Here is a 26,483-nt window from a genome sequence, read left to right on the forward strand (position 1 = left end):
ATATTCGGCGTTCGAGTCCGTGAGGCTATTGGGCCTGCAGACTCCACTTCTATAAACAGAACCGTTTTTATAAGCCCCTCACTTGTGGCTAGACCAGGCCAGGGTGAGGATTCAAGATAAGAAAATTGGTTGGGAACTATGTCCAAAATGAGCAAGAGAAATCTAATTGCTTCTGCCGTTATCGGCGCTTTCGCGCTAGGTAGCAGCCAAGTTGTCTCTGCAGACCCTCTAACAGATTTGCACAATGAAGAAGCAAAGATCCATGCGGCTGCAGCGCAATCCCAAAAGAAAATCAACAGCATCTACGAACAGACGCAGGAATTGCTCGCTGAGTACCGTCAGGTGATTGACGAAACTGAGAACCTGAAAGTCTATAACGATCACGTTGCCCGTCTGGTGGCAGACCAGGAAGCGGCTATCGCTTCCCTGCAGCGTCAGATAGATGGTATTGAAGGCGTCAAACGTGGCGTAGTTCCGCTGATGTATCGCATGATCGACGCCCTCGAGCAGTTCATCGAGCTGGATGTGCCGGTCAGCTACGAGTCCCGTAAAGAGCGTGTTGCCCACCTGCGTGATTTGATGAGCCGCTCGAACGTCACCACATCAGAACAGTTCCGTCAGGTACTTGAAGCCTATCAAATCGAGAATGAGTACGGTTCCCGTATCAACTCATACCAGGGGCAGTTGGAGTTCGAAGGTCGTACTATTGCGGCGGATTTCTTTGCATTAGGTCGCACCGCACTGCTGGCACTGTCCTTGGATCAGAAGAATGCCTGGATCTGGAACAACGATTCCCGCTCCTGGGAAGCGTTGGGGGATGAATACCTCAGCTCTGCTGTTACAGCCGTTCGTATGGCCCGTAAGCTGGTGCCAGTCGACCTGATCAAACTGCCAATCAAAGCTGCGGAGTAATTCAGAATGAACAAACTATTCAAATCTGTACTGCTGACAGCTGGTTTGGCTATCAGTATTGCCCCTGTCCACGCTGCCACCAGCCTGGATCAATTGCTGGAACAAGTTAAGAAGAACCGCGTATCCGAAGCGCGTATCAATGCCCAACGTGAAGCAGAGTTCAATTCTGCCCGTGCCGACAAGCAGGCTCTTCTGCGCAAGGCTCAGGCCGATCTGAAAGCCGAACAGGACCGTGGTGATCGTTTGGCCAAGCAATATTCTGACAATGAAGTCAGGCTGGCTGAAAAAGAACAGGAACTGAAAAACGCCACAGGTACACTGGGCGAAATGTTCGGTGTGGTTCGTCAGGCATCGGGTGAGGCTTATGGCCGTATCTCCAGCTCCATCGTCAGTGCCGAGTATCCCGGACGTGCCGCCTTCCTGGAAGAAATGTCTTCCGAGTCCAAGGGCCTGCCCAATATTCAGGAACTGGAAGAACTGTGGTTCGCCCTGCAGACTGAAATGACCGAGTCCGGCAAGGTTTCTCGTTTTGAAACTGATGTTATCAGCTTGGATGGCGGTTCAAGCCGTCAGGAAGTGGTGCGCGTAGGTACGTTCAACCTGATCGGTCAGGACGGTTATTTGCTGTACAACGCAGAAAACCAGCAGGTCCAGCCGTTGGGACGTCAGCCTGACAGCTATATGCTGGATGCAGCCATGGATTTCAGGAACGAGACTTCAGGCATTGCCCCTTTCTATGTTGACCCGTCCCAGGGCGCTATCCTGAGCCTGTTGACTGCCAAAGCCACCATGATGGAGCGTTATCATGCCGGCGGCCTGCCTGGTTATGTGATCACAGGCTTGTTTATCATTGGTGTGCTGATTGCCCTGTACAAGATCATCACGCTGACTGTGATGAGCGGCAAGATCCGGTCTCAGCTTAACAATACTTCCAACCCTTCTTCTTCCAACCCGCTTGGCCGTATCCTGCAGGTTTACAATGAGAACAAGAAGTCTGATGCTGAAAACCTGGAGCTGAAGCTGGATGAAGCCATCCTGCGTGAGCTGCCCAGCATTGAGTCTGGTGTGAATATCATCAAGATTATCGCCGCCATCGCCCCTCTGCTGGGTCTGTTGGGTACGGTTATCGGTATGATTGCAACCTTCCAGACCATTACCCTGTTTGGTACCGGTGACCCGAAAGTTATGGCTGGAAGTATCTCAATGGCTCTGGTAACGACGGCTCAAGGTATTATCGCTGCACTGCCGCTGATTCTTCTGCACAGCATCGTGGCAGGTCGTAGCAAGTCCATTATGCACATCCTGGATGAGCAGGCTGCGGGTATCGTCGCCGCTCACGCTGAGGCGGAGAAGGCTTAATATGTTATACCTGATTGGATTATGGGAATCTGTCAGGGATTTTATCGCTACCGGCGGTGACGTACTCTATGTGGTCGCCGCTGCGCTCTTACTCATGTGGATATTGATGATTGAGCGCTATTGGTATGTGTCTTCGGTCTTCCCCAAGGCGATGAAACAGATCATCGCCGACTGGGAAGCCAGAAAAGACACCACTTCCTGGTATGCGCATAGAATCCGTGACGCATGGATTTCGCAGGCATCAGACAAACTCAGTGAGAGAATGCTGTTGATTAAAACCTTGGTTGCAATGTGCCCCCTGATTGGCTTGCTGGGCACGGTAACCGGCATGATTGCGGTTTTTGAAGTCATGGCTGTACAGGGGACCGGTAACCCTCGTCTGATGGCGGGCGGTATCTCCATGGCGACCATTCCGACAATGGCCGGAATGGTTGCGGCCCTGTCAGGCGTATTCTTCAGTTCCCGCCTGGAAGCCAAGGTTAAGATTTCCAAAGAGAAATTAGTCGACAGCTTGCCTCATCATTAAAGAGAGAATTATATGGCTCGTAAACATCGTGCAGAAGAAGAAGAAGCTACCATTGACATGACGCCGATGCTGGACATCGTCTTCATCATGTTGATCTTCTTTATCGTGACCACCTCCTTCGTGAAAGAGGCAGGAATCGAAGTAAATAAACCTAAGGCCGAGCAGGCGACCAAGCAGAAGTCTGCCAACATCTTTATCGCTATTAATGAAAACGGCGATATCTGGATGGACAAGCGTCAGGTTGACGTAGAACGTGTCCGTGCGAACATCGAAAGGCTTCTGGCCGAACAACCTACTGATGTAGTCATTGTTCAGGCGGATGTGGAAGCCAAACATGGTGTCGTGGTTGAAGTAATGGATCAGATCAAAGCTGCAGGCATTGATAAGATATCGGTAGCAGCAAAGGATAATTAATATGCTTCGTCTAATAGTTTCAATACTAATAGGTGCGGCGATTACCTTTGCCTTGTTTGTGCTGATGGCAGAATTGATTGCCAATTCTGCTCGGCCAGCAGACGAATCGAAACCGACACCGGTGATCGATATCGTCATGGCTGAACCGGATTCGTCAACACAGACTCGCTCCAGAGTGCCACCGCCGCCGCCACCACCGCCGCAGCAACCGCCAAAGTTGGAGCCTCAGGAGCCTGATCAGGCCGATCCAAGCGCCGACGGCATGAGTTTTAACGTGCCTTCAGTGGATGTCGGGGGAGCGTCAGTGGATATCGGTGCTCCCGGGGCCATGATGCGTGATGGTGAAGCTACACCTATAGTCAGGATTGAGCCCAAGTACCCTATCGAAGCCGCTCGTGAAGGTAAAGAAGGTTGGGTGAGGTTGTCCTTTACCATTAATGAAGTGGGTGGGGTGGAAGACATCGAAGTCATCGATGCCGAACCCAAGCGTATTTTTGACCGTGAAGCACGTCGTGCACTCAGCCGTTGGAAATACAAGCCCAAGATAGTGGAAGGCAAGCCGGTTAAGCAGTTTAACATGAAGGTTCAGCTGGACTTTAAGTTGGAGCAATCGTAATGAAGATGACGAAAAATCCAATCGCCAAGTTTATCACTCTGACATCATTGTTGGCCTGTTCCTACACTTCAACTGTGATGGCGCAGGGGACGCCTGCTGTTGTGTGTCCCAACCATCAGCAGGCCCCTTCAAACATTCCCAGTGAACGGGTAGGTAAGAAGATTCAGAAGGCCTTCGAAGCCTACAGTAATGATCAGGTCGATGAGGCGCTGGTGTTGTTGTATGACATCGATACCTCAGATGAATTTGATCGGGCTTACACGGACCGTTTCATCGGTAACCTGCTGGCGGCCAAGGAAGGAGAGGCCAAGAAAGCCCTCGACTATCTGAGCCGTGCGGCCAACGCCAAACAATTGAACGACACAGAGCATGCGTCAACCCTAAAGTTGGTCGCTGACCTGAATCTGCAGGAGCAGAACTTTGAGACGGCGCTGACCTGGTATCAGAAGTGGCTGGATTTCACTTGTAAGCAGGACCCGGATATTTATGTCCGTATGGCACAGGCTTATTATGAAACCAAGCAATTGGCCAAGATTGTCGAACCGGCAAACAAAGCCATTGCCTTGTATGAAAAACCCAACAAGAACCCTTATGTTCTGAAGATGACCTCTTTCTATGAGCGTAAGATGTACCCCCAGACCATTGAAGTGGCGGAAGAGTTGGTTAAGCTCTTCCCTGACACGCCTCAGTGGTGGGTACAGTTGGGTTTCTTCTATATGCTGGTCGAAGATTACAAGAGAGCTCTTGCTACTCTGGAGATTGCGTATAATCAAGGATTCCTGAAAAAGGAATCAGAGATTAAGGCTTTGGCCCAGTTGTATGCAACTAATGAGATCCCCTACAAAGCTGCTGTTCTCCAGGAGAAATACCTGAAGGAAGGTTTGATTAAGCGGGATGACAAGTCATTGTCTTCATTGGCTAATACCTGGCACCAGGCAAAGGAAATCAAGAAAGCCGCCAACTATTATGGTCAGGCCGCTGCGCTGAGTAAGGATCCGGATCACTTCCGCAGGCAGGGCACATTGCTGCTCGCTGCAGAGGACTACAAGAACGCGCTGGTTGCGTTGGATAAGGCCCTTGAGGTAACGGATGCCAAAGACGCAGGCAGGCTGCATATGGCCATGATGGAAGCCAACTTCTATCAGGGGGATTTCAAGGAAGCTTACAAACACGTCAAGCTTGCCATGAATGACAGCTCGACGGCACGCAGTGCCAGAAGCTGGGAACCCTATATTAAGGAAAAGGCGAAAAATCGCGGTATTAAAATTTAAAACCCTTTAAAAGGCCCCGGAAGGGGCTTTTTTATTGGCGGCATTTTTATTCAATCCTCTGTGGGTCGTTGCTCTGTTAACTAAGGTCCGTCATTTGTCGGGTATTTTCCCCAGCTTGACGAAATTTTCCCTGACAAAGGAAAATGAAATAAATTAGTGCGGGCCTTGGTCTATGCTCTTGAGAAAGCCCAAAAGGCCTATTCCCATAACCCAACATAAAAGTAGGACTCCACAATGAAACAAGTTAAGAAGACCAGTATTGCTACTGCTTTAGGTGCCGTTGTCATTGGCTCACTGTCGGGAGCGGCTTATGCGACAGACGCCAGCCCCTTTGCTGTGCAGCCCCTGGAACAGGGTTACATGCAGTTTGCCTCTGAAGGTAAAGCCGGTGAAGGCAAGTGTGGTGAAGACAAAAAAGCCGAGAAAGAAGGCAAGTGTGGTGAAGGCAAGTGCGGTGAAGACAAAGCCAAGAAAGAAGGCAAGTGTGGCGAAGGCAAATGCGGCGAAGGCAAATGCGGTGAAGGTAAGTGCGGTGGCGACAAAGCCAAGAAAGAAGGTAAATGTGGCGAAGGCAAATGCGGCGAGGATAAAGCCAAGAAAGAAGGTAAGTGTGGTGAAGGTAAGTGCGGTGGCTCACACTGACCTGAGCAAGCCGTAAAGGCCGGCACGTCCGGCCTTATTTTTCACGAGGATAGCTATGTCAGTCGAAAGACAAAAAGTCGGCCTGGGTTTAAGGCGTGAAATGCTTGAAGAGATTCAATCAGTTTCAAGAGTCCCGATAGATTTCTGGGAGGTGGCACCGGAAAACTGGATGACCCTGGGCGGGCGCTATCAGAAAGCATTTTCTCAACTGACGTCTGAGTATCCCTTCAAAACCCATGGATTGTCTCTGTCCATCGGCAGCCCGGATCCTCTGGATATTGAGTTTATCAAAGCGGTAAAGGGCTTCCTGGATCTGCATGGCATTGAGCACTACAGCGAACATCTGAGCTATTGTTCCGCCGAAGGGCATCTGTATGATTTGCTCCCTATTCCTTTCACAGATGAGGCGGTTAGTTATGTGGTACAGAGAATCCGGCAAGTGCAGGATATCCTGGAGCGTCCGCTGATTCTGGAAAATGTCTCTTATTATGCCGCGCCCGGGCAGCAATTGTCTGAACTGGACTTTACCCTGGCCGTTATTAATGAGTCGGATTGCCAGTTACTGCTGGACGTCAATAATGTTCATGTGAATTCTGTCAATCATGGATATGATGCCAAAGACTTTATCAAGGCCATGCCTTCCAGCCGTATAGCCTATGGCCATATCGCCGGACACTATAACGAGGCACAGGATCTGATCGTTGATACACATGGAGCTGATGTTATAGAGCCAGTGTGGCAGTTGCTGGAATTTGCCTATGGGGTGCATGGGGTCTTTCCCACGTTGTTGGAACGGGATTTCAATATTCCGCCCATGCCAGTGCTGTTGCAGGAAGTACAAAGAATTCGCCAGATCCAGCAGGAGTGCTCCTCCAGCAAGAGGATGATAGCTTAGATGTCACAACTAAGAGCGGTCCAATTGGCGTTTACCCGGCATATTCGTGATCCTCATGGCCGGGCCCTTCCTGAAGATATCGAAGACCGTCGTATGGCTGTTTACCGGGAACTTTTTTTCAACAATATAAGTGGGTTCCTGAGCAATGGATTTCCTGTTCTTTGTGGCCTGTATGGTAAAGGAGAATGGCATAAACTCTGTCGTAAGTTCTTCAGTACGCATCATTGTCGCTCCCCTTACTTTGTCGATATCAGTAAAGAGTTTGTTGAGTTCTTGGCCAATGAATACCAGCCGTCTGGGCCAGATCCGGTATTTATGGCTGAACTAGCCCATTACGAGTGGGTTGAACTGGCCCTGAGCATAGCTCAGGGCGATAGCAAATCGCCCCAGAAAGCTACGGACTGGCAGACCTTACCTCTAGCCGTTTCAGAACTGGCCTGGAGCCTGAGCTATCAGTATCCGGTGCACCGGATTTCCAGGGAATTCCAGCCAACATCACCTTCGGGGCCATACTACTTTCTCGTCTACCGGGACGAAGAGGACCGGGTGCAGTTTAATCAGATTGAGCAGGTGAATGCTTATCTGATAAACCTGCTTGAACAGCAGCCAATGAATTTGCAGTCACTGGTCGCACACATGCAACAGGCTATGCCGCAGATGGACAAGGATCAAGTGGAGAAAGGCCTACGTGAGGCGGTGGCGTGGTTTGTACAAAAGGGCGTGCTTTATCCCCACACAGATTGACGGTCATACTAGGAATCCGCAGCGCTTTGCATTAAGATTTGCCGCTCCTGTCTATCCGAGAAAATTACCATGCAACAAGACCAACAACTTCAAGATCCGTTTAATGTAAAATATTTGCTGGCAGCCCTGGTTACCCTGGTCGCCCTGCCGCTTTTGCATGTGATCTGCGGTTGGTTTGTTTACTACCTCTGACAGACTCCCGCCTGACATTAACTAGGATCAAGCGTGACTGCCGATTATATTAAATCTGTTATTACCACCGTCGCCGACTACCCCAAGCCAGGGATACAGTTCCGGGATGTGACATCATTGATGCAGGACAGTAAGGCCTTTGGCACCTGCATAGATATGCTCGCCGAGCACTACCGGCATCACCAGTTCGACAAGATTGCCGGAACAGAAGCCAGAGGTTTTATTTTTGGTGCGCCGCTGGCTAAGGCACTGGGATGTGGCTTTATTCCCATCAGAAAATTCAATAAACTGCCCCGTCCCGTACTCAGGCAGAGTTATCAGCTTGAATACGGTGAAGATGTGCTGGAGATCCATAAGGATGCGGTCCACTCGGGCGAAAAAATACTTCTTCTGGATGATCTGCTTGCCACCGGCGGCACCATGCTGGCCACGATCGCGCTGGTCAGGCAATTGGGTGGCCTGGTGGAACATGCGGCCTTTGTGGTGAATCTGCCCGACTTGGGTGGTGCGGATAAGCTAACGGAGCAGGGTATTACCTGTCACGCTTTGTGTGAATTCGAAGGGGATTAGCGTGCAATCCGGCCCGAAAAATATCATGGCGTGCTTGTGAGTTATCAAGTACTGGCCCGTAAGTGGCGCCCGGCAAACTTCTCCCAACTGGTTGGGCAGGAGCATGTCGTGGCAGCCATTTCCAATGCCCTGGACAACAACCGGCTTCACCATGCTTATCTGTTTACGGGAACTCGTGGGGTGGGTAAGACCACCATCGCCAGGATTTTTTCCAAGAGTCTTAATTGCGAACAGGGGATGGGCGCCAGTCCTTGTGGAACCTGTTCCACCTGTCAGGAGATAGATGCAGGAAACTTCGTCGATCTGCTGGAGATTGACGCTGCATCACGCACTAAAGTGGAGGACACCCGGGAGTTGCTGGACAATGTCCAGTACCGGCCAACCCGCGGGCGGTACAAGGTCTACCTGATAGACGAGGTGCACATGTTGTCTAAGCACAGTTTCAATGCACTGTTGAAGACATTGGAAGAGCCGCCCCCCCATGTAAAGTTTCTCCTTGCCACCACGGATCCACAGAAGCTGCCGGTGACTATTTTGTCCCGTTGCCTGCAGTTCAACCTGAAGGCCTTGTCCCGCAGCCAGATTGCCCAGCAGTTAAGTACTATCCTGGAGAAGGAAAAGCTGCCATTTGAGAAGGAAGCATTGGGTCAGTTGGCCAGAGCAGCTCAGGGTAGCATGCGTGATGCCCTGAGTCTGACGGACCAGGCCATCGCCCAGGGAAACGGCGAGGTATCGGTCAGAATCGTGGTCAACATGCTTGGCCTGATGGATAAGAATCAGATCCTCAAGTTATTGCATGCTCTGGTTAAAGGCGACAACCAATCGGTCATGGAGCAGGTCGAGCTGCTTTCCCATGATGCACCGGATTACAGCCAACTGCTGGCAGAGCTGCAAAGCCTGTTGCACCAGATGGCATTGACCCAATTGGTGCCAGACAGTTGCAAACTGGAGACAGTGACTGCCAAGGCGATATATCAGTTGGCAAAAGCCGTATCCCCTGAGCAGGTTCAGCTTTTTTACCAGATTGCCCTGCAGGGTAGAAAGGACTTGCCCTATGCCGCAGATGCGCGGGTGGGACTGGAAATGACCCTGTTACGTATGCTGGCCTTTCAACCCCTGGCTGAAAAAAAAACACTGCAGGACGTCCGGCGATTAACTGAGCCCGCTTTGTCTTTGTCGGCCGGACTGGGGGAATCGACAACCTTGTTGACTTCACCGGTACCTGACTTCCAGGCTGAAGAGCCAGAGCCAGAGCCAGAGCCAGAGCCAGAGCCAGAGCCAGAGCCAGAGCCAGAGCCAGAGCCAGAGCCAGAGCCAGAGCCAGAGCCAGAGCTGAAAAGCGAACAGTTGAGTAAAACAGAATCCCTGCTGGCCTTACGCAGAAAATTGAGAAGCGTGACCCCAGAGGCTGAGCAGCAAAAAGTCTCACCTCGGCACATAACTGAGCCCGCCAACCCGATAGCGTCAGAATTAACCACTCAAAAAGTGAGCGCAAAGACACAACCTGCCTCTGCCTCGGACACTACTGCCGGGAAGCAACCTGACTCTGAAGATACTGTTGTGCAAAGCCTGCCAGAAGATGAGCCGCCCCCCTGGGATGATTCCGATATCCCTTTCGAGGTCTCTTCCAGTCAGGACAGCTTGCCACAGACAGCCCCCCCCCTGGTGGCAGCACTCCCTCAGGTGCTCGGACAGAGCGGAGCGGCACCGAACGCGCTGCTGCCGGATCCAGTGCAACAACCTATTACCGACAGTGCAGAAAGAGGTTCCTCAGGGAACCTGCCTACCCATGAGATACTCAACGAGCATCAGGAAGAAGATCCCAGGGTACTGAAAGTGGACAGATCAATACCGGTATTTCTCGACTCAGGGGAAAAGGTAGTGGAAGCCAGACAACTGGACAAATGGAGCCAGTTGGTCGAGGAGATGGGGGTCAATGGGCTGGTCAAGCAACTGGCTCTGCATACCGGTTTTCAGATAGAGGACGATCAGGTTCATCTGATTCTGCATCATAGTAAAGAGCACTTGCTGTCTGAGTCGGCCAGAATGCAGCTTGAGCAATGTCTCAGTCAGCGCTTGCAACGCCCTGTAACATTGAATATTGCATTGGGTGAGCCGGTCAATACCCCTTTTGCACTGGCTTTTGCCATCCGGCAGGCCAGGCAGGCCTATGCAGAACAAATAGTCGAACAGGATGAGGGCATTGGTCTGCTAAGGAAGGAATTGTCAGCGACAGTAATTTCCCAGAGTATTGAACCCAGATAAGTTTTATTATTAGTTTTCGCGCCCAGGCGCAGTTGAGTCAAAGAGGTGAATATGTTTAAAGGTGGAATGGGCAATATCATGAAACAAGCCCAGCAAATGCAGGATCGCATGCAGAAGGCCCAGCAGGAACTGGCCGACCTGGAAGTGACAGGAGAGTCCGGTGCAGGTTTGGTCAAAGTCACCATGACCTGCAATCATAACGTGCGTCGGGTCGAGATCGATCCCAGCCTGATGGAAGACGACAAGGAGATGGTTGAGGATCTGGTTGCCGCAGCCATCAATGATGCTGTGAGAAGAGTTCAGGAAACCTCCAAGGAAAAAATGGCCGGTGTCACAGGTGGTATGCCACTGCCGCCAGGATTCAAACTGCCTTTCTAATCCTATGCCCGGCAACACTGCCGGGTCTGCCATGGTCCTGTCTATGAAGTTCAGTCCTTTGCTCAGTGAGTTGATTCGTACCTTGCGCTATCTGCCTGGAGTGGGTCAGAAGACCGCCCAGCGCATGACCTTTCATTTGCTGGAACGCAACCGGCAGGGAGCCCTGGAACTGGCGACTGCCTTACACAATGCCATGGAGCATGTGCAGCATTGCCGTCAGTGCCGCAATTTTACCGAGTCCGATCTTTGTGAAATTTGCGCAAGCCCGGCCAGGCAGCAAACCGGTGTGCTCTGTGTGGTTGAGACACCCCAGGATGTGATGGCGGTGGAACAAACGTCTGAATTCAAGGGACTGTACTTTGTACTGATGGGACACCTGTCTCCTATCGACGGTATTGGGCCGGACGATATCGGCCTGGACAGACTGGCCGAAATGCTGGATGAGCACCCCATTGAAGAGGTGATCCTGGCCACTAACCCCACGGTGGAAGGGGAAGCGACGGCCCACTATATTGCGCAGATGTGCCGCAGTCGCCAGATTAAGGCAAGCCGAATCGCCCATGGCGTGCCAGTTGGGGGGGAGCTGGAATACCTGGATGGTTCGACCTTGATGCACGCCTTTAATGGTCGACGGGAGCTTTAGACAGATAACCGTCAGAGTCATTAATCCAGACATCTGAATTCTCCCCGTTGAAATTTGCCAAAGCGCCCCTATCTCCTAGTTCGCAACCCCATAGAATCTGCTGCCCCTTTGGGCAGTAATTGAAATAGTACTAGGAGATTTCTGCTTATGGCTGAAGCTGCCCATAAAGAAACCCATGGCTTTCAGACTGAAGTAAAAAAACTGCTGCAGTTGATGATCCATTCTTTGTATTCCAACAAGGAAATTTTTCTGCGTGAGCTGGTATCCAATGCCGCCGATGCAGCCGACAAACTGCGTTTCAGAGCCCTGTCCAACGACAGTCTTTATGAGAATGACGGTGATTTACGCGTCAGGCTGTCCGTCGACAAGGATGCCGGCACTCTGACGATCTCGGATAACGGGATCGGCATGACCCGGGATGATGTTATCGAACATCTCGGCACCATCGCCAAATCAGGCACCTCAGAGTTTTTCAGCAAGTTGTCGGGGGATCAGGCCCGTGATTCGCAGTTGATCGGTCAGTTCGGAGTGGGTTTCTACTCCGCGTTTATTGTTGCCGATAAGGTGACGGTTCGCACCCGCGCCGCCGGTGAGGAGGCTTCAAGGGGAGTCGAGTGGCAGAGTGAAGGAGAAGGGGAATTTACCGTCGCCGACATTGAAAAAAGCAACCGTGGTACGGATGTGATCCTGCACCTGAAAGAGGACGAAAAAGAGTTCCTCGACGACTGGCGTCTGCGTTCCATTATCGGTAAGTATTCAGATCACATCAGTATTGCCGTGCAGATGTATAAGGAAGAAGTTGCAGAGCGGGACGGTCCGGACGGAGAAAAAATCCCTGCCGAGCCGGCCAAATGGGAGACCATCAATAAGGCCACGGCCCTGTGGACAAGAGACAAATCAGAGGTATCGGACGAGGAATACCAGGAGTTCTACAAGCACATCTCCCATGACTATGGGGATCCCTTACTTTGGTCACACAATAAGGTAGAAGGTAAGACGGAGTACACCAGTCTGTTGTACGTACCGGCCAAGGCTCCCTTTGACCTGTGGAACCGGGAACAGTCACACGGACTGAAACTCTATGTACAGCGCGTCTTTATCATGGATGACGCCGAACAGTTCATGCCGACCTACCTGCGCTTTGTCAAAGGGGTGCTGGACTCCAATGATCTACCGTTGAATGTGTCGCGCGAAATCCTGCAGGACAACAAGGTGACCCAGGCCATGCGTCAGGCCTGCACCAAAAAAGTGCTGCAGATGCTTGAGCGCCTGGCCAGTAACGACAAGGACAAGTACCAGAACTTCTGGTCTGAGTTCGGTAATGTGCTTAAGGAAGGGCCTGCAGAGGACTTCAGCAACCGGGAAAAGATTGCTGGCCTGCTGCGCTTTGCCTCCACCCATGAAGACAGCCCCGCGCAGACGGTGTCCCTGGATGACTACCTTGGCCGCATGAAGGAAGGTCAGGATAAGATTTACTTTATCACTGCAGACAGCTATCAGGCCGCCAAGGCGAGCCCTCATCTGGAGATTTTCCGCAAGAAAGGCATTGAAGTACTGCTGATGTCTGATCGGATTGATGAGTGGCTGATGTCACATCTGAACGAGTACAAAGAGAAAGCGTTCCAGCCCATCACCCGCGGTGAGCTGGATCTGGGGGAGCTTGAGGACGAGCAGACTAAACAGGCACAGCAGGAAGCTGAGAAAAAGGTGGAGGGGCTCACCGAACGGGTCAAAAAGGTGTTGGGTGACAAAGTGAAGGAGGTCAAGCTCAGTCATCGTCTGATCGATTCCCCAGCCTGTGTGGTGGCCGACGAATTCGGCATGAGTACCCAGATGCTCAAGCTGATGCAGGCTGCCGGCCAGAAAGTGCCGGAAATGACCTATCATTTCGAGCTCAATCCGGAGCATGCCCTGGTACAGGTGCTGGCTGAGATGCAGGACGAAGAGAAGTTCTCGCAGCTGGCTGAAGTATTGTTCGATCAGGCGGCGCTGACTGAGCAGGGTAGCCTGAAGGACCCAGCCAGTTTCGTCAACCGGTTGAATGGCCTGTTGATAGGGCTGGTTAAGTAAAACTGGCTGCTGAGATCAATGCGGGCCCGTGAGGGCCCGTTTTGGTTTAAAACGGCCGGTGCTGCTGCCGGACTCAGTATTGGTCCAGGTATCGTTATCGATCAGTAAACTGAACTTTGTCACACCATGGTCTAAGATGCGCCATTTTGGGGCGCAGGCAGCTTGTATCAGCCTGTCTTAATGTGTAAAGTTCGGGGCTTATTCAGATAATCAATCAAGTTTCAGTAAGAGGACCAGGTATGCGCATTATTTTGCTTGGCGCTCCCGGAGCAGGGAAGGGCACCCAGGCCCAGTTTTTGATGGGTAAGTTCGGTATCCCGCAGATTTCCACGGGGGATATGCTGCGCGCCGCCATCAAAGCCGGCACGGAACTGGGGCTGGCCGCCAAGAAAGTCATGGATGAGGGCAAGCTGGTCTCTGATGAACTCATTATTGGCCTGGTCAAGGAGCGCATTGCTCAGCCTGATTGTGCCAAAGGGTTCCTGTTGGATGGATTTCCCCGCACTATTCCGCAGGCCGATGCCATGAAGGAAAACGGTATCCGGGTGGACCATGTCATTGAGTTTGATGTGCCGGACGATGTCATTGTTGAGCGTATGGGTGGCCGAAGAGTTCATCCCGCATCCGGCCGTGTGTACCATGTGCAGTACAATCCACCCAAAGTGGAAGGCAAAGACGACCAGACGGGTGAGGATCTGGTTATCCGTGATGATGACAAGGAAGAAACTGTGCGTAAGCGCCTGGCCATCTATCATGAGCAAACTAAGCCTTTGGTGGACTATTACCGAAATGAAGCCGGGCAGGGAAACTGCCAGTACCATAAAGTGGACGGTACCCAGCCGGTAGAGAAAGTCAGTCAGGAGCTGGCGTCGCTGCTGGCCTGACCTAACAACTTGCGAAAAAGCCCGACTCGTTCGGGCTTTTCTTTCTGGACGGCAGACTATACGAGGACGGTATGCAAGGCATCGTAGCAAGTGGCAACCACAGTTGCCCCACCGTGCTGTTGCTGCACAGCTCCATGAGTAACGCCAGGCAATGGCGGGAGCTGGTGGAAGCGCTTGAGCCAGATTATCAGGTCATCAATGTCGACTTACTGGGGTATGGCCGGGCCCCCGCCGCAGACAAGCATACGGGCTTTTCCTTGCAGGACGAGGTGGAACGTATCGAGCAGGCCATATCTGATTTCAGCATCCAACGCTTTCACCTTGTCGGCCACTCTTACGGCGGGGCGGTGGCGCTTAAGCTTGCCTATGAAAGACCCAACAGTATTGCCTCGTTAATCCTGTTTGAGCCGGTGGCCTTTCATTTACTGGACAAGTCTCATCCGGGATTTGCCGAGGTGAGTGAGCTGGGTGCCGTTATGCCTGAACTAAGCGCAGAAGAGGCCGCGCAACGTTTTGTGGATTACTGGAACGGCAATGGCTTTTTCCAATCCGTTTCACCTTCAATGCAAGCCCTGTTTACCCGTCAGGTGCCGAAAGTAGCACTGGATTTTCAGGCATTGATGAACGAATCCTACTCCTTTGATGATTATGCCGCCATTGAGGCGCCGACTTTACTGATGTCCGGCAAACAAACCCGGGAGTCAGCCCGGGCCGTGGCAGAAGGGCTGTTGCAGTTCCAACCACAATGGCGCCATTTGCAGGTTTCCGGCGGACATATGTCGCCCATCAGCCATACTGCTGAGGTTAACCGGCCTATCCTGGCCTGGCTGGAGCAGCACAAGGCGTTATGACTTGACCGGTGCTGAATGTTATGAGAATGTTAATTTGTCTCAACATTCGGACTTCCCTATCGTGAACAGACGCACTATCAATAAATTGCCACGCTCTGCCGTGCGCTCAGTGCATGACTGTTCCACCGATTTTCATCTCTCAGAATGGTTCGACGAGTAGTCAACCACTGCCACTAACCCCAAGAATTTACGCCCGCCAGCCGGGTGTATCTATCCGTACCCGTTAATAGGTCGGGTGCTTTCATTACAATAAAAACTCTTTGGAGCAATTATGCGAGTGTTGAAACTGGCAGCCTTGTTATTGGCTGTGCAATCCGCCCAGGCCTTTGCCTGTATTACCAACGAAACGGAAAGCAACAACACCGAAGGATCGGCAGATGGCCCACTGTGCTCCGGCACCCAAATTTCAGCAACCATTGGCAGTCGCAGCGATGTGGACTGGTATCAATTTACCCTGCCAAGCAGCGGCACTATTGATATCAGTTTAAGTCACGCCAGTAACGATGACTTCGACTGGTTCTTGTATGAGGCTTCGGGCTCGGCTGTGGCCAGTGGCGAAACCAGTGCCAATCCAGAGCAAGGGAGTTATTCAGCGGCTGGGGGCGATCATTTTATTAAGGTTACCCGCTACAGTGGAACAGGGGATTACGACCTGACAGTTAATTTCCCCACTGGTGGCAGTGGGGGCGGCGGTAGCTGTACTGACTTTGGCGCCAGACCGGGTAAACCGACGGACCTTACTGCAAGCCTGGTGGGCGACACGGCCGACAGTTGTCCGGTACTGGGTAATCAAGGTGGTGTGTTGCTGATGGGCGGTGGTACCGATGTGGATGCTGCCTTTACCAACCGCATCGCGCCGCATATTAAAGGCGGTGATGTGGTGGTCCTGCGAGCGACAGGTACTGACGCCTACAACGATTATCTGCTTAATCTGACCGGTGCCGATTCGGTGGAAACCCTGATTATCGACAGCCGCGCCAAAGCCGACTCTGACTACGTGGACTGGACGATTCGCAGTGCCGAGTTCGTGTGGATTTCAGGAGGCGATCAGTCCGCTTACTTAAATGCCTGGCAGGGCACTAAGGTGCAATCTGCCATCGACTCGGTTTATCAGCGTAACGGGGTAATAGGCGGCACCTCGGCGGGCAATGCGGTGCAAAGCCAGTATGTGTACGATCCTGACGGGGTGGCCGGCGCACTGAGTGAAGAAGTGGTCACGGATTTTTGTCATCAGACCATCAATATCAGCAATAACTTCCTGTCCACCGATATCATGCAGAATCTGATCACCGATACCCATTTCTATGAACGTGACAGAATGGGGCGGATGGCGGTGTTCCTGGCTCATATCGGCATGGGGAAACGGGCCATTGGTGTATCCGAAGCCACCTCCATCTTCTTTACCAGCGACGGTCAGGGGGTCGTGGATGGCCAATACGAGGCCTATGTGCTGGCAACGGACAGCCAGACCAATTTTGTCCAGACCAGCTGTGGACAGCCGGTTATTTTGCATGATCTGTTGCGATACAAGCTCGTATCGGGCGACACCTTCAACCTCTCAACCGGCGCTTCCAGTGTGAGTCCTATCCGTCTGGACGTCGATGGCCGTAACAGCGGTTTCTATTATCCTTCCAATCCCTACTGACGTTTTAGGTAACAAAAAGGCGGCCACCAGGCCGCCTTACTATTGAGGGATGTTAAGCGCTTAGTTTTCCAGCAGGTTTGAGCCAATCTCAATCTTGCGTGGCTTCTTGGCTTCGGGGATCACCCGCTCAAGGTCAATGTGCAACAGACCGTTTTTCATGTCTGCAGTCAGCACCTTGACGTGGTCGCCAAGTTGGAACTTGCGTTCGAAATTTCGCTCGGAAATCCCCTTATGCAGGAATTTACGCTCTTCTTCCTTGCCAGCTTTATTGCCGCTGACCTGCAAAGTATTTTCCACTACCTGGATTTCGATTTCGGATTGTTCGAAACCGGCCACAGCCATGGTAATGCGGTATTTGTCCTCGCCTAACAATTCGATATTGTAGGGGGGATAGGAGGGTTGCTTTTCATTCTGACTGGCGGCATCCAGCATAGAGGCCAGATGATCAAAGCCAATGAATGAACGATAAAGTGGAGACAGATCGATATTACGCATGTGCATATCCTCATAAAGCAATATGGTTTAATTTGCCCCGCAACGCGGCGGCCAGTTAGTTTGTCGACCCTTGCGGCATCGACAACTCCTATATAGGGTTGGGCTGCAGGCTTTCAACGGCTGATATTGAAAATTTTTGCTGAAGAATTTTTAAGTGAAAGAAAAATAAGGATTTTAAGTTATGAACAAGCAGATTGAACGGATCTACCAGTTCTGGTTCGGGGAAATTTCAGATGAGCTTGCGCCTAAGGAAAAACAACAACTCTGGTATGCATCAACCAAACGACTGGATAAGCAGATAGAAGCTGAATTTAGTGAGCTGCTTACAGAGGCCGCCGAAGGTAAACATGATGACTGGAAAGACAGCGCAAAAGGCCGTCTGGCCCTGATCCTGCTGTTTGACCAGTTCAGTCGTAATATCTACCGGGGCAAGCCACAGGCCTTTGCTTTCGACTCCCTGGCGCTGGCATTGTGTAATGAAGGGAGGGAAAAGCAGCAGGATAAACAGCTATCACTGGTGGAGCGCCTGTTTTTCTATCACCCACTGGAGCATGCCGAAGATCTGCCCAGCCAGGAATGCTGCGTCGAGTTATTCCAGATGCTCGCCGAGCAGTACCCTGACGGCGCTCAGCATCAGGCTGCGGCCAATGCCCTGAAATATGCCATCGAGCACCGGGATATTATTGCCCGCTTTGGGCGGTTCCCGCATCGTAATGAGGTGTTGGTCAGGCCATCCACCAAAGAGGAACTGGATTATCTGGACAAGGGCGGGAAGCGTTTTGGTCAATAACCCCGTTTCTCTCAACACAGCTCGTTTTATCTGGCCGGATCGATGGCGCCCCCAATACTGTTATTCACCCTGAACCAGCCGGCGATACTGTATCTGTCCCGCTTTGCTGCCAGCACTTCATGGGGAAAGCGCTCACTAAGAAAGATAACCATCTGGCCGAACAGCGGCGTCAGCTTTAAAAAGGGCTGCTTGTCATCTTTCTCATACATCAACAACTCGCCGCCATCGTCCGCAGTCCAGCCCGGGTTCAGGTAAAGCACAGTGCTGAGTATTCGGTTGGTCTTGCCTTTAAAAGCGTCCAGATGCTTTTTGTAAAAATCTCCCGGGGCATAGTGGGCAAAATGGCATTCGTAGTCAAAAAGACCCATAAACAGACGACGGTTCAGCTCCACACGCAATTGTTCCATCAGGCAGAGGAACTGAGCCTGGGCGGAAGACTGCTGGCTCAGCCAGCGGATGGCATCGGTGCGCACAAACGGGTTCTGTTGTTGCTGCTGCTCCCGTCCAATGGCAGCCTGTTGAAACTGCTGTTCGTTAAACGCGGTAACTTCCTCAAGCAGGGCCTGGGCCAGTTGCATGGGGATCAGATCCGGCACCACCATAAAGCCCTTATCCACCAGACTGTCGGCCAGCAGATCATAGCCTGGATAGTCAGTGGTCGAGGGAAACTGGACAATAGCGCTCAAGAGAAGATTCCGGCAGAGAAGAGGCAGCGCTTTTTACTCCAGATTGATGGTTTTGTCACCAATTATTTAGGGCTTTCGCAACACCAGGTCTGCAGATGCTTCACGCACGGTATGTGTTTTTCCCGATCATAAAAAAGCCCGCTAAGCGGGCCCGTGCAGGGAAATGCCGGTTACTTCCTCACCCCTTCAATATGCAACTCCAGCTCTACATGCGTGGACGCCGGGCCCAGGTCATAATCGATACCGAAGTCCTTGAGGGCGATGCGGGTTTCACCTTCAAAGCCAACCCGGTAACCGCCCCAGGGATCCTTCCCTTCGCCAACTTTTTCCACTTCGATGACAATGGGCTTGGTCACGCCGTGCAGAGTCAGATTGCCGTGCACATCCAGCTCGTCACCGTCCTTGACTACTTTGGTGCTGACAAAGCTGGCCTCTGCAAACTTATCTACATGCAAAAAATCGTCACTTCGCAAGTGCTTGTCCCGCTCGGCGTGATTGGTGTCGATGCTGGCCGGATCAATGTTGACACTGATACTGGACGCTTCCGGTTTATCGGCATCGTAGCTGAACTGGCCGTCAAAATCGTTAAAGCGGCCGGTCAGCCAGGAATAGCCCAGATGCTGGATCTTAAAGTTAATGGAGGCGTGGGCCCCTTTACTGTCTATCACATAGTCTGCGCCATGGGCCAGCGAGCTGGACAGGGACAGCACCGCAGCGGCGATAAGAGTCTTGTTCATGTTATCTCTCCTTGGGTTTAAGCATTCTAATCAGCGTCTTATCTTTGTCGAGAAAGTGGTGCTTGAGGGCGCCTGCTGTGTGCAGCAGGACCAGCCCCATCAAGCCGTAGGCCAGGTATTCGTGAAACTCTCCGGCCAGGTCTTCCTGATTCTCTACAAATTCACCCAGGCCTGGCACACTGAACCAGTTAAATACATCAATGGCACTGCCATCGGCGGTACTGATCAGGTAGCCACTGGTAAATATGGTAATCAGCAGCAAATAGATCAGGATATGGACAAAGTGTGACAGCCTGATTTCCCATGCCTTACCGATAGCCTCTGGACGGCCACGAGATATGCGCCATCCAATTCTGGCCAGTGTCAGCAGGGCGAGCAGTATGCCGACACTCTTGTGGATATGCGGCGCCGTCTTGTACCAGTCACTGTAGTAGGTCAGATCCACCATCCACCAGCCCAGGGCAAACAGTCCGATGAGGGCAACGGCACTCAGCCAGTGAGTCAGCAGCAGGGGCCACCCCCATCCAGTGCTCTTCTTCTGCACCGGCAATCTCCTTATTCAAACAGTAACGCTGAGGTTAACTGGGTGACAGGGTAATTTAAATGGCTAAATTTCGCCAGGATAGTTCAATTATATCGAACGGTTAGTCTGTTATGGCCTGGACATCTGATGCCGCTGCTGCAGCACCCGGACCACGTCGTTAAGGCTGAGATCGCAGGCCTGAAGCAATACCAGCAGGTGGTACAGCAGGTCGGCGCTTTCATTCTTCAGCTCTTCCCAGTCACCTGAAGTCGCCGCCAGTGCGGTTTCTACGCCTTCCTCACCGACTTTCTGGGCAATCCGCTTGATGCCCTTGGCATACAAACTGGCCGTATAACTGCTTTGTGGCTCTGCCTGTTTGCGCGAGGCCAGCAATTGCTCCAGTTCGGCGATGAAGGTCATGGCCGGGGTGGCGCCCTGATGCCAGCATGAAGGATCGCCGGTATGACAGGTGGGCCCATTGGGAATGGCCTGGGCAATCAGTGCATCCTGGTCACAATCGGCGGACAGCTCCATTAAATCCAGGGTATGACCGGAACCTTCACCTTTGGTCCACAGACGCCCTTTGGAACGGCTGTAAAAGGTTACTTTGCCGCTTTGCAGTGTTTTCTTTACTGCCTCAAGGTTCATATAACCCTGCATCTGGATCTTACCCGAGAAGGCGTGTTGCACCACTACCGGCAGCAGACCGTCCATTTTTTCCCAGGCCAGCTGGTGGATATTGTCATTATTGATAATCATCTTAATGCTCTTTGTTTGTCAGTGAGCCATCCGTATCAGTCGCGGATGGCAATGGCCTGGTCGCGCAGGTATTGTTTCAATTCAGGGATCTGAATCAGCCCCTTATGAAATACCGATGCGGCCAATGCTCCGTCCACATCCGCCTGCTCGAACGCTTCTTTGAAATGATCCATCTGGCCGGCCCCCCCTGAGGCAATCAGGGGCAGGGTGCAGATCTCGCGGATCAGTGTCAGTTGCCTGATATCGTAACCCTGGCGCACCCCATCCTGGTTCATGCAGTTCAGCACGATCTCACCGGCGCCTCTGGCCTGCACCTCTTTGACCCAGTCGGCCGTTTGCCAGCCGGTGGTCTGGGTGCGTTTCTCATCGCCCGTAAATTGCTTGACCTGATACTGGCCGCTTTGCTGATCAAAGTAACTGTCGATACCAATGACCACGCATTGCTGGCCGAACCTGTCATTCAGTTCGTTGATCAACTGAGGATTTGTCAGGGCGGGGGAGTTGATGGAAATTTTATCCGCGCCCATCTCCAGGATGCGCCCGGCATCCTCCACGGATTTGATACCGCCGGCCACACAAAAGGGGATATCGATCACCCGGGCGATACGGCTGACCCAGCTTTTATCCACCACTCTGGCATCACTGGAAGCGGTGATATCATAAAACACCAGTTCATCGGCACCTGCCTGCGCGTAACGCTCGGCAAGTGGCACGATATCGCCGACAATCTCGTGGTTACGAAACTGTACCCCTTTGACCACTTTGCCGTCTTTGACATCCAGGCAGGGTATAATACGTTTTGCCAGCATCAGTTTTTCTCCCACAGGGCAATAGCCTCATCGAGGGTAAACCGGCCTTCCAGCAAAGCCCGACCGAGGATCACCGAATCCACTCCGGTACCCCTGAGTTCAGTCAGATGCTGCAGGCTGCCGGTGCCGCCAGAGGCTTGCCAGACGATGGCCGGGAAGTCCTGTTTCATTTGCACATATAAGGCCTGGTTGGGTCCCTGCAAGGTACCGTCACAGGCGATGTCAGTGCACAGTACATGGCGGGCACCGGCTGCCAGGAAATCATCCAGCAGCGGCGCCAGCTCTACCCCGCTGTCCTGTTGCCAGCCATGGGTGGCGAGGCATTTTCTGCCATCGGCACTGATATTAATATCCAGCGCCAGCACGATAGCCTCGGCGCTGTATCTGGCAATCCAGCTTTTCACCAGTTGTGGCTGTTTCACCGCCAGGGAGCCGATGACCACGCGGCTGACGCCGGCTTCGAGCAGGGCTTCCACATCGGCTTCGCTGCGAATGCCGCCGCCGGCCTGAAACTGCATCCGCTTGGTGGCCACCATCTGGCCGATTAAATTCAACTGGCGTCTTTGCGGATCCTTGGCACCGGTTAAATCGACGATATGCAGCCAGGTGGCACCAGCCTCGGCATAGCGATTGACCACTTCCACCGGCGCAAAGTCGTATTGGGTTTTTTTCTCATAGTCGCCCTGGTAAAGACGAACCACTTCACCCTCTATCAAATCGATCGCAGGAATAATCATTTATCTTGTCTCTTGTTCCAGGCTAATGACCCAGGGCCTTAGCAGTATTCAATAAAATTCTTCAGCAGTCGGCTACCGGCTTCTCCCGAGCGCTCCGGATGGAACTGCACACCATAAAAATTATTCCGGCCAATGCTGGCGCTGAAGGGCACCTCATAGTCACAACTGGCCAGGGTATGCTCACCCACCATCACGCAAAAACTGTGCACGAAATAGAAATAGCTGCCGCGTTGGATTCCGTGGAACAGCGGGCAATCCTTCTGCGGATCAACCTGGTTCCAGCCCATATGGGGCAGTCGCAACTTGCCCACCTGCATGCGGGTAACCTGAGTGTCCATTATGTCAAGGCAGGCCACCTGACCTTCCTCGGAGTAACGGGTCATCAACTGCATGCCCAGACAGATACCCAGCACAGGTTGGCGCAGATTCGGCAGCAGTTCACTGAGGCCTTTTTCGCGAATCTGCTGCATGGCGGCGCTGGCGGTGCCCACCCCAGGCAGAAAGACTTTATCGGCGGACTCGATCTCTGCTGGCTTATCCGACACCTTAACCGAATAGCCCAGCCGCTCGATGGCAAAACGTACCGAAGAGATATTGGCACAGCCGGTGTTGACGATAACTAACTGCACTATAACGCCCCCTTACTGGAAGGCAGCACATCGCCCTGTTTGCTGACGGCCTGGCGCAACGCCCGGCCAAACACCTTGAACAGGCTTTCCACCTGGTGATGGGCGTTGCCCTCAGTGGTGGATAAATGCAGGGAAATACCCATGCTGTCGGCAAGGGAGCGGAAGAAATGCGAGACCATCTGCGTGGACATCTCGCCCACCCGCTCCTGGCTGAAATCGGCAGAGAATTTCAGGTAGGGACGGGCGGAGATATCCAGCACACATTCGGCGCGACACTCATCCATGGGCAGGGCAAAACCGAAGCGGCCGATGCCGCGTTTATTGCCAAGGGCCTTACGCAGCGCTTCGCCGATGGCAAGGGCGGTATCTTCCACCGAATGGTGATCGTCGATGTGCAGGTCCCCTTTGACCTGCACATTCAGGGTAATGCCCCCGTGGGTGGCAATCTGATCCAGCATATGATCGAAAAAGCCGATGCCGGTTTCGATGGTGGATTTGACCTGGTTGTCCAAATCCACCTGCACGCGGATATCGGTTTCCGAGGTGGTACGGATGACCTGGGCCCTACGCCCCTGGCTCAGCAACTGCTTTTCAATGGCCAGCCAGTTGTTCTCTTGGCGATCGTAACGTATCCCGACGATGCCCATATTCTCGGCAAGCTGCAGATCCGTTTGCCGATCGCCAATGACAAAGGAGCGGCCAAAATCCACCTTGCCCTGTTGCAGATAGTCTTTCACCAGACCCAGTTTAGGCTTGCGGCAACTGCAGTTATCCGCATCAAAATGCGGGCAAATCAGCACATCCTCAAAGCGCACCCCCTGACTGGCGAACAGGTTCATCATCTTGTTGTGGGGGGCATCAAAATCCCCTTGCGGGAAACTGCCGGTGCCAAGGCCGTCCTGGTTGGATACTATCACCAGCTTAAAACCGGCCTGGGACAGACGGGTCAGCACCGGAATGACCATAGGCTCAAAGACCAGTTTTTCCAGGCTGTCCAGTTGCTTGTCGATGGCCGGCTCCTCCACCAGGGTGCCGTCTCTGTCGATAAAAAGGATTGCTTGCTGGCTCATGCTTGCTCCTGATAAAAGGTGTGGATGGCAGCCAGAAGCCGCGCATTTTGCTCTATATCCCCGATACTGATGCGCAGGCAATTATTAAGCGCCACCTGCTTGGATTGGTCGCGGATCAGGATCCCCCGACCCACCAGATAGTCCATCAGGGCCTGTTTTTGCTCTGCCCGCACCAGAATAAAGTTCGCCTGGATGTCTCCCACTGGAGTAAAGGCTGGTATGTCATTTAGTTGGGTGGTTAACTCTGTCTTTAGCTGATTGAGCAGCATGACTTTTTCCCGCATCCATTCCAGCCCCTTAGGGGAAAGGGCCTGAGCGGCGATTTGCGCCACCGGCTCTGGCAGCGGATACGGAGCAATGGCTTTCAGCAGTACCTGGATGATCGCCGGGGCGGCCAGGGTGAAACCACAGCGTATACCCGCCAGGCCAAAGGCCTTGGACAGGGTGCGCAGCACCACCAGATTCGGGAAGCGGACCAGTTCCTTTGCCCAGCCCGTATCGCTGGCAAATTCAATATAGGCCTCATCGACCACCACCAGGGCGCTGTCTGCGAACAGTTCCAGGGCGGCCTCAATCTGCTCCCCTGCCACCTGGGTGCCGGTGGGATTATTGGGCGAGCAAATAAACACCAGATTGACCTTATCCCGGTAGCCGGCCATGGCCTCAAGGTCCAGGCTGAAATCGGCCTTAAGGGGAGCTTTGTCTACTCCCACATTAAAGGTTTCGGCGCTGATGGCGTACATGCCATAGGTAGGAGGGCAAATCAGGACGCGATCCCGTCCCGGCGTGCAAAAGGCCCGGATCAGAAGCTCAATACCCTCATCGGCGCCGCGGCTGACCAGTAGCTGTTCGGCTGTCAGCCCCGCATAATCTGCATAAGCCGATAATACCGATTTGGGCTGACAGTCCGGATAGCGGTTCAGTTTTTGTGTATTTAAGCTGAACTGGCCCACAAAAGGCGATTCATTGGCATTAAGCCAGTCCTGACCGCCGGAAAACAGGCGCCGTGCCGATTCATAGGGCTTCAGGCCTTTTAGGTGCCCACACTGCAGTTTATCAATAAGCAATTCGAGTTGACTCATTTGAGTGCTTCCAATCTGATGGCCACGGCCTGTTTATGGGCGTCGAGACCTTCGGCGTCGGCCAGTTGCATAATGGCCGGACCGATATTCCTAAGGCCCTGCTCGGTCAGTTCCTGTACCGTGTAGCGGCGCAGAAAATCCAGCAGGCCAAGACTTGAGGTGTTTCTGGCATAGCCATAAGTGGGCAGCACATGGTTGGTGCCGCTGGCATAATCGCCGGCGGACTCCGGTGACCAGGGACCCACAAACACCGAACCGGCATTAGTCAGACGGGGCAGATAGTCCCGGGCCTTGTCCAATTGCAGGATAAGGTGCTCAGGCCCATAGGCGTTGGAGACCTCTAAGGCCTGCTCAATGCCGGCGGTGACGATATAGCGGCTATGTTGCATGCTCTGACGGGCGATCTCGGCGCGGCTTAGTGTTGTTAATTGCAGCTTTACTTCTGCTATCACGGCTTGGGCAAAATCGGCCGAGTCACAGACCAGCACCGCCTGGGAATCCACCCCATGCTCTGCCTGGGACAGCAGATCCGAGGCCACAAAGGCTGGATTGGCCTGGGCATCGGCAATCACCAGCACTTCCGAGGGGCCGGCCGGCATATCGATGGCCGGGCCGCCGGGCATTCTGGCCACCTGTTGCTTGGCTTCGGTGACAAAACTGTTGCCGGGGCCGAAGATCTTATCCACCCGGACAATGCTTTGGGTGCCCAGCGCCAGCGCACCGATGGCCTGAGCGCCGCCCACCAGATAAATCTCCTCTATGCCACAAAGCATTGCGGCATAAAGGATTTCGGCATTCAGGCTGCCACTTTTATTGGGCGGGCTGACCAGCACTTTGCGCGGGCAGCCGGCTACCTGCGCCGTTGCCCCCAGCATCAATACGGTAGACGGCAGGGGAGCAGTGCCCCCCGGGATATAAAGGCCCACAGACGCGATAGGCTGGTGTTTAAGCTCGCAGATGACGCCGGGACTGGTCTCTATCTTGACATCCAATGGACGCTGGGCCTCATGAAACCGGCGGATATTGGTATAGGCCAGGTCGATGGCCTGTCTGCTCTTGTCATTGAGCCTGGCTATGCCCGCCTCAATCTTATCCTTGCCAAGACGCAGTTGGGTTAAGGCCACCCCGTCAAATTTCTTGGTCAGGGCCAGCAGGCATTGATCGCCCTGACTTTGCACCTGTTCGAGAATGTCGCTGACCGCGTGGGCCAAACCTGGCTTGTCGGCCATGGCGGGCCTTGCCAACAGGGCCTGTTGTTGCGCTTTGTTAAGCTGATTCCAGAATTGCAT

Annotated in this window: 30 protein-coding genes; 19 read left to right on the forward strand and 11 right to left on the reverse strand. The window is 52.9% G+C overall.

The genetic code is table 11. The features are described from left to right. Positions 1-147: 147 nt before the first annotated feature. The 18 genes from J0A66_RS06675 (at position 148) to J0A66_RS06755 (ending at position 16,877) form a co-directional block, all read left to right on the forward strand. A complete protein-coding gene (locus J0A66_RS06675) occupies positions 148-912 on the forward strand; it encodes a DUF3450 domain-containing protein (RefSeq protein ID WP_206573020.1) in 765 nt (254 codons plus the stop codon). A gap of 6 nt (positions 913-918) precedes the next feature. Then, positions 919-2,271, forward strand: a complete 1,353-nt coding sequence (locus tag J0A66_RS06680) for a MotA/TolQ/ExbB proton channel family protein (RefSeq protein WP_206573021.1) — start codon at positions 919-921, stop codon at positions 2,269-2,271. A 1-nt stretch (position 2,272) separates the two neighbouring features. Continuing rightward, complete coding sequence (locus J0A66_RS06685) at positions 2,273-2,797, forward strand: MotA/TolQ/ExbB proton channel family protein (protein ID WP_206573022.1); 525 nt, start codon at positions 2,273-2,275, stop codon at positions 2,795-2,797. A 12-nt stretch (positions 2,798-2,809) separates the two neighbouring features. Further along, entirely contained in the window at positions 2,810-3,211 is a 402-nt protein-coding gene (locus J0A66_RS06690; RefSeq protein WP_206573023.1) for an ExbD/TolR family protein, read from the forward strand. 1 nt (position 3,212) lies between these two features. Beyond that, the gene (locus tag J0A66_RS06695) at positions 3,213-3,827 is read left to right on the forward strand and encodes an energy transducer TonB (RefSeq protein WP_206573024.1); all 615 of its coding nucleotides are present in this window, start codon (positions 3,213-3,215) and stop codon (positions 3,825-3,827) included. Positions 3,828-3,832: 5 nt separating this feature from the next. Then, complete coding sequence (locus tag J0A66_RS06700) at positions 3,833-5,098, forward strand: tetratricopeptide repeat protein (RefSeq protein WP_206573303.1); 1,266 nt, start codon at positions 3,833-3,835, stop codon at positions 5,096-5,098. Positions 5,099-5,332: 234 nt separating this feature from the next. Next, positions 5,333-5,740, forward strand: coding sequence for an HvfA family oxazolone/thioamide-modified RiPP metallophore (locus J0A66_RS06705; RefSeq protein ID WP_206573025.1), 408 nt, complete (start codon positions 5,333-5,335; stop codon positions 5,738-5,740). Between the two features lie 55 nt (positions 5,741-5,795). Continuing rightward, entirely contained in the window at positions 5,796-6,635 is an 840-nt protein-coding gene (locus J0A66_RS06710) for an HvfB family MNIO-type RiPP peptide maturase (protein ID WP_206573026.1), read from the forward strand. After that, complete coding sequence (locus tag J0A66_RS06715) at positions 6,636-7,379, forward strand: HvfC family RiPP maturation protein (RefSeq protein ID WP_206573027.1); 744 nt, start codon at positions 6,636-6,638, stop codon at positions 7,377-7,379. A gap of 69 nt (positions 7,380-7,448) precedes the next feature. Further along, positions 7,449-7,571 carry a hypothetical protein gene (locus J0A66_RS23565; protein ID WP_277603529.1) on the forward strand — a complete coding sequence of 41 codons (123 nt, stop codon included), beginning with the start codon at positions 7,449-7,451 and terminating at the stop codon, positions 7,569-7,571. A 33-nt stretch (positions 7,572-7,604) separates the two neighbouring features. Further along, positions 7,605-8,141, forward strand: coding sequence for an adenine phosphoribosyltransferase (gene apt / locus J0A66_RS06720; protein ID WP_206573028.1), 537 nt, complete (start codon positions 7,605-7,607; stop codon positions 8,139-8,141). A gap of 36 nt (positions 8,142-8,177) precedes the next feature. Beyond that, on the forward strand, positions 8,178-10,406 hold the full coding sequence (gene dnaX / locus J0A66_RS06725; RefSeq protein WP_206573029.1) for a DNA polymerase III subunit gamma/tau: 2,229 nt from the start codon (positions 8,178-8,180) through the stop codon (positions 10,404-10,406). A 51-nt stretch (positions 10,407-10,457) separates the two neighbouring features. After that, positions 10,458-10,784 carry a YbaB/EbfC family nucleoid-associated protein gene (locus J0A66_RS06730; RefSeq protein WP_206573030.1) on the forward strand — a complete coding sequence of 109 codons (327 nt, stop codon included), beginning with the start codon at positions 10,458-10,460 and terminating at the stop codon, positions 10,782-10,784. Positions 10,785-10,827: 43 nt separating this feature from the next. Beyond that, the gene (recR, locus tag J0A66_RS06735) at positions 10,828-11,427 is read left to right on the forward strand and encodes a recombination mediator RecR (RefSeq protein WP_206573031.1); all 600 of its coding nucleotides are present in this window, start codon (positions 10,828-10,830) and stop codon (positions 11,425-11,427) included. A 147-nt stretch (positions 11,428-11,574) separates the two neighbouring features. Then, entirely contained in the window at positions 11,575-13,497 is a 1,923-nt protein-coding gene (htpG, locus tag J0A66_RS06740) for a molecular chaperone HtpG (protein WP_206573032.1), read from the forward strand. A gap of 239 nt (positions 13,498-13,736) precedes the next feature. After that, on the forward strand, positions 13,737-14,381 hold the full coding sequence (adk, locus tag J0A66_RS06745; protein WP_206573033.1) for an adenylate kinase: 645 nt from the start codon (positions 13,737-13,739) through the stop codon (positions 14,379-14,381). A gap of 71 nt (positions 14,382-14,452) precedes the next feature. Continuing rightward, positions 14,453-15,232 (forward strand): alpha/beta fold hydrolase, encoded by a 780-nt coding sequence (locus J0A66_RS06750; protein ID WP_206573034.1) that lies wholly within the window; start codon positions 14,453-14,455, stop codon positions 15,230-15,232. 271 nt (positions 15,233-15,503) lie between these two features. Then, positions 15,504-16,877: a pre-peptidase C-terminal domain-containing protein gene (locus J0A66_RS06755; protein WP_206573035.1), complete on the forward strand. Its 1,374-nt coding sequence runs from the start codon at positions 15,504-15,506 to the stop codon at positions 16,875-16,877. A 60-nt stretch (positions 16,878-16,937) separates the two neighbouring features. Here J0A66_RS06755 and J0A66_RS06760 read toward each other — a convergent pair whose 3' ends face one another. Then, positions 16,938-17,372, reverse strand: a complete 435-nt coding sequence (locus J0A66_RS06760) for an Hsp20 family protein (protein WP_206573036.1) — start codon at positions 17,370-17,372, stop codon at positions 16,938-16,940. A 181-nt stretch (positions 17,373-17,553) separates the two neighbouring features. Here J0A66_RS06760 and J0A66_RS06765 point away from each other — a divergent pair, with 181 nt between their 5' ends. After that, positions 17,554-18,162, forward strand: coding sequence for a DUF924 family protein (locus J0A66_RS06765; protein ID WP_206573037.1), 609 nt, complete (start codon positions 17,554-17,556; stop codon positions 18,160-18,162). A 26-nt stretch (positions 18,163-18,188) separates the two neighbouring features. On the opposite strand, the gene J0A66_RS06770 is transcribed toward J0A66_RS06765, so the two are convergent. The 10 genes from J0A66_RS06770 to hisD all read right to left on the reverse strand — a co-directional run bounded on the left by J0A66_RS06770 (position 18,189) and on the right by hisD (position 26,483). After that, on the reverse strand, positions 18,189-18,764 hold the full coding sequence (locus J0A66_RS06770) for a 2OG-Fe(II) oxygenase (protein ID WP_206573304.1): 576 nt from the start codon (positions 18,762-18,764) through the stop codon (positions 18,189-18,191). Positions 18,765-19,018: 254 nt separating this feature from the next. Further along, positions 19,019-19,585: a YceI family protein gene (locus J0A66_RS06775; RefSeq protein ID WP_206573038.1), complete on the reverse strand. Its 567-nt coding sequence runs from the start codon at positions 19,583-19,585 to the stop codon at positions 19,019-19,021. A 1-nt stretch (position 19,586) separates the two neighbouring features. Beyond that, positions 19,587-20,129 carry a cytochrome b/b6 domain-containing protein gene (locus J0A66_RS06780; RefSeq protein ID WP_206573039.1) on the reverse strand — a complete coding sequence of 181 codons (543 nt, stop codon included), beginning with the start codon at positions 20,127-20,129 and terminating at the stop codon, positions 19,587-19,589. Positions 20,130-20,237: 108 nt separating this feature from the next. Beyond that, the gene (gene hisIE, locus J0A66_RS06785) at positions 20,238-20,867 is read right to left on the reverse strand and encodes a bifunctional phosphoribosyl-AMP cyclohydrolase/phosphoribosyl-ATP diphosphatase HisIE (RefSeq protein ID WP_206573040.1); all 630 of its coding nucleotides are present in this window, start codon (positions 20,865-20,867) and stop codon (positions 20,238-20,240) included. Positions 20,868-20,902: 35 nt separating this feature from the next. After that, the gene (hisF, locus tag J0A66_RS06790) at positions 20,903-21,676 is read right to left on the reverse strand and encodes an imidazole glycerol phosphate synthase subunit HisF (protein WP_206573041.1); all 774 of its coding nucleotides are present in this window, start codon (positions 21,674-21,676) and stop codon (positions 20,903-20,905) included. After that, a complete protein-coding gene (gene hisA, locus J0A66_RS06795) occupies positions 21,676-22,413 on the reverse strand; it encodes a 1-(5-phosphoribosyl)-5-[(5-phosphoribosylamino)methylideneamino]imidazole-4-carboxamide isomerase (RefSeq protein WP_206573042.1) in 738 nt (245 codons plus the stop codon). The genes hisF and hisA overlap by 1 nt, the downstream gene beginning before the upstream one ends. 38 nt (positions 22,414-22,451) lie before the next feature. Continuing rightward, positions 22,452-23,042 (reverse strand): imidazole glycerol phosphate synthase subunit HisH, encoded by a 591-nt coding sequence (gene hisH / locus J0A66_RS06800; RefSeq protein ID WP_206573043.1) that lies wholly within the window; start codon positions 23,040-23,042, stop codon positions 22,452-22,454. Beyond that, positions 23,042-24,112: a bifunctional histidinol-phosphatase/imidazoleglycerol-phosphate dehydratase HisB gene (hisB, locus tag J0A66_RS06805; protein ID WP_206573044.1), complete on the reverse strand. Its 1,071-nt coding sequence runs from the start codon at positions 24,110-24,112 to the stop codon at positions 23,042-23,044. Before hisB ends, hisH begins: the two co-directional genes overlap by 1 nt. Beyond that, positions 24,109-25,194 carry a histidinol-phosphate transaminase gene (hisC, locus tag J0A66_RS06810; RefSeq protein WP_206573045.1) on the reverse strand — a complete coding sequence of 362 codons (1,086 nt, stop codon included), beginning with the start codon at positions 25,192-25,194 and terminating at the stop codon, positions 24,109-24,111. Before hisC ends, hisB begins: the two co-directional genes overlap by 4 nt. Further along, complete coding sequence (gene hisD / locus J0A66_RS06815) at positions 25,191-26,483, reverse strand: histidinol dehydrogenase (protein ID WP_206573046.1); 1,293 nt, start codon at positions 26,481-26,483, stop codon at positions 25,191-25,193. The genes hisC and hisD overlap by 4 nt, the downstream gene beginning before the upstream one ends.

Source organism: Bowmanella dokdonensis (assembly GCF_017254865.1).
Classification (GTDB): Bacteria; Pseudomonadota; Gammaproteobacteria; order Enterobacterales; family Alteromonadaceae; genus Bowmanella; species Bowmanella dokdonensis.

Bases quoted from the DNA above. Each gene is read 5' to 3' on its own strand.
- J0A66_RS06765 (WP_206573037.1), top strand. From the start codon at position 17,554: ATGAACAAGCAGATTGAACGGATCTACCAGTTCTGGTTCGGGGAAATT.
- J0A66_RS06685 (WP_206573022.1), top strand. From the start codon at position 2,273: ATGTTATACCTGATTGGATTATGGGAATCTGTCAGGGATTTTATCGCT.
- J0A66_RS06760 (WP_206573036.1), bottom strand. From the start codon at position 17,372: ATGCGTAATATCGATCTGTCTCCACTTTATCGTTCATTCATTGGCTTT.
- J0A66_RS06710 (WP_206573026.1), top strand. From the start codon at position 5,796: ATGTCAGTCGAAAGACAAAAAGTCGGCCTGGGTTTAAGGCGTGAAATG.
- recR (WP_206573031.1), top strand. From the start codon at position 10,828: ATGAAGTTCAGTCCTTTGCTCAGTGAGTTGATTCGTACCTTGCGCTAT.
- J0A66_RS06680 (WP_206573021.1), top strand. From the start codon at position 919: ATGAACAAACTATTCAAATCTGTACTGCTGACAGCTGGTTTGGCTATC.
- hisF (WP_206573041.1), bottom strand. From the start codon at position 21,676: ATGCTGGCAAAACGTATTATACCCTGCCTGGATGTCAAAGACGGCAAA.
- htpG (WP_206573032.1), top strand. From the start codon at position 11,575: ATGGCTGAAGCTGCCCATAAAGAAACCCATGGCTTTCAGACTGAAGTA.
- adk (WP_206573033.1), top strand. From the start codon at position 13,737: ATGCGCATTATTTTGCTTGGCGCTCCCGGAGCAGGGAAGGGCACCCAG.
- J0A66_RS06690 (WP_206573023.1), top strand. From the start codon at position 2,810: ATGGCTCGTAAACATCGTGCAGAAGAAGAAGAAGCTACCATTGACATG.
- J0A66_RS06715 (WP_206573027.1), top strand. From the start codon at position 6,636: ATGTCACAACTAAGAGCGGTCCAATTGGCGTTTACCCGGCATATTCGT.
- J0A66_RS06750 (WP_206573034.1), top strand. From the start codon at position 14,453: ATGCAAGGCATCGTAGCAAGTGGCAACCACAGTTGCCCCACCGTGCTG.
- J0A66_RS06775 (WP_206573038.1), bottom strand. From the start codon at position 19,585: ATGAACAAGACTCTTATCGCCGCTGCGGTGCTGTCCCTGTCCAGCTCG.
- hisA (WP_206573042.1), bottom strand. From the start codon at position 22,413: ATGATTATTCCTGCGATCGATTTGATAGAGGGTGAAGTGGTTCGTCTT.
- hisC (WP_206573045.1), bottom strand. From the start codon at position 25,194: ATGAGTCAACTCGAATTGCTTATTGATAAACTGCAGTGTGGGCACCTA.
- J0A66_RS23565 (WP_277603529.1), top strand. From the start codon at position 7,449: ATGCAACAAGACCAACAACTTCAAGATCCGTTTAATGTAAAATATTTG.
- J0A66_RS06705 (WP_206573025.1), top strand. From the start codon at position 5,333: ATGAAACAAGTTAAGAAGACCAGTATTGCTACTGCTTTAGGTGCCGTT.
- J0A66_RS06675 (WP_206573020.1), top strand. From the start codon at position 148: ATGAGCAAGAGAAATCTAATTGCTTCTGCCGTTATCGGCGCTTTCGCG.
- hisD (WP_206573046.1), bottom strand. From the start codon at position 26,483: ATGCAATTCTGGAATCAGCTTAACAAAGCGCAACAACAGGCCCTGTTG.
- J0A66_RS06700 (WP_206573303.1), top strand. From the start codon at position 3,833: ATGACGAAAAATCCAATCGCCAAGTTTATCACTCTGACATCATTGTTG.
- J0A66_RS06730 (WP_206573030.1), top strand. From the start codon at position 10,458: ATGTTTAAAGGTGGAATGGGCAATATCATGAAACAAGCCCAGCAAATG.
- hisIE (WP_206573040.1), bottom strand. From the start codon at position 20,867: ATGATTATCAATAATGACAATATCCACCAGCTGGCCTGGGAAAAAATG.
- J0A66_RS06755 (WP_206573035.1), top strand. From the start codon at position 15,504: ATGCGAGTGTTGAAACTGGCAGCCTTGTTATTGGCTGTGCAATCCGCC.
- J0A66_RS06695 (WP_206573024.1), top strand. From the start codon at position 3,213: ATGCTTCGTCTAATAGTTTCAATACTAATAGGTGCGGCGATTACCTTT.
- hisB (WP_206573044.1), bottom strand. From the start codon at position 24,112: ATGAGCCAGCAAGCAATCCTTTTTATCGACAGAGACGGCACCCTGGTG.
- J0A66_RS06770 (WP_206573304.1), bottom strand. From the start codon at position 18,764: ATGGTGGTGCCGGATCTGATCCCCATGCAACTGGCCCAGGCCCTGCTT.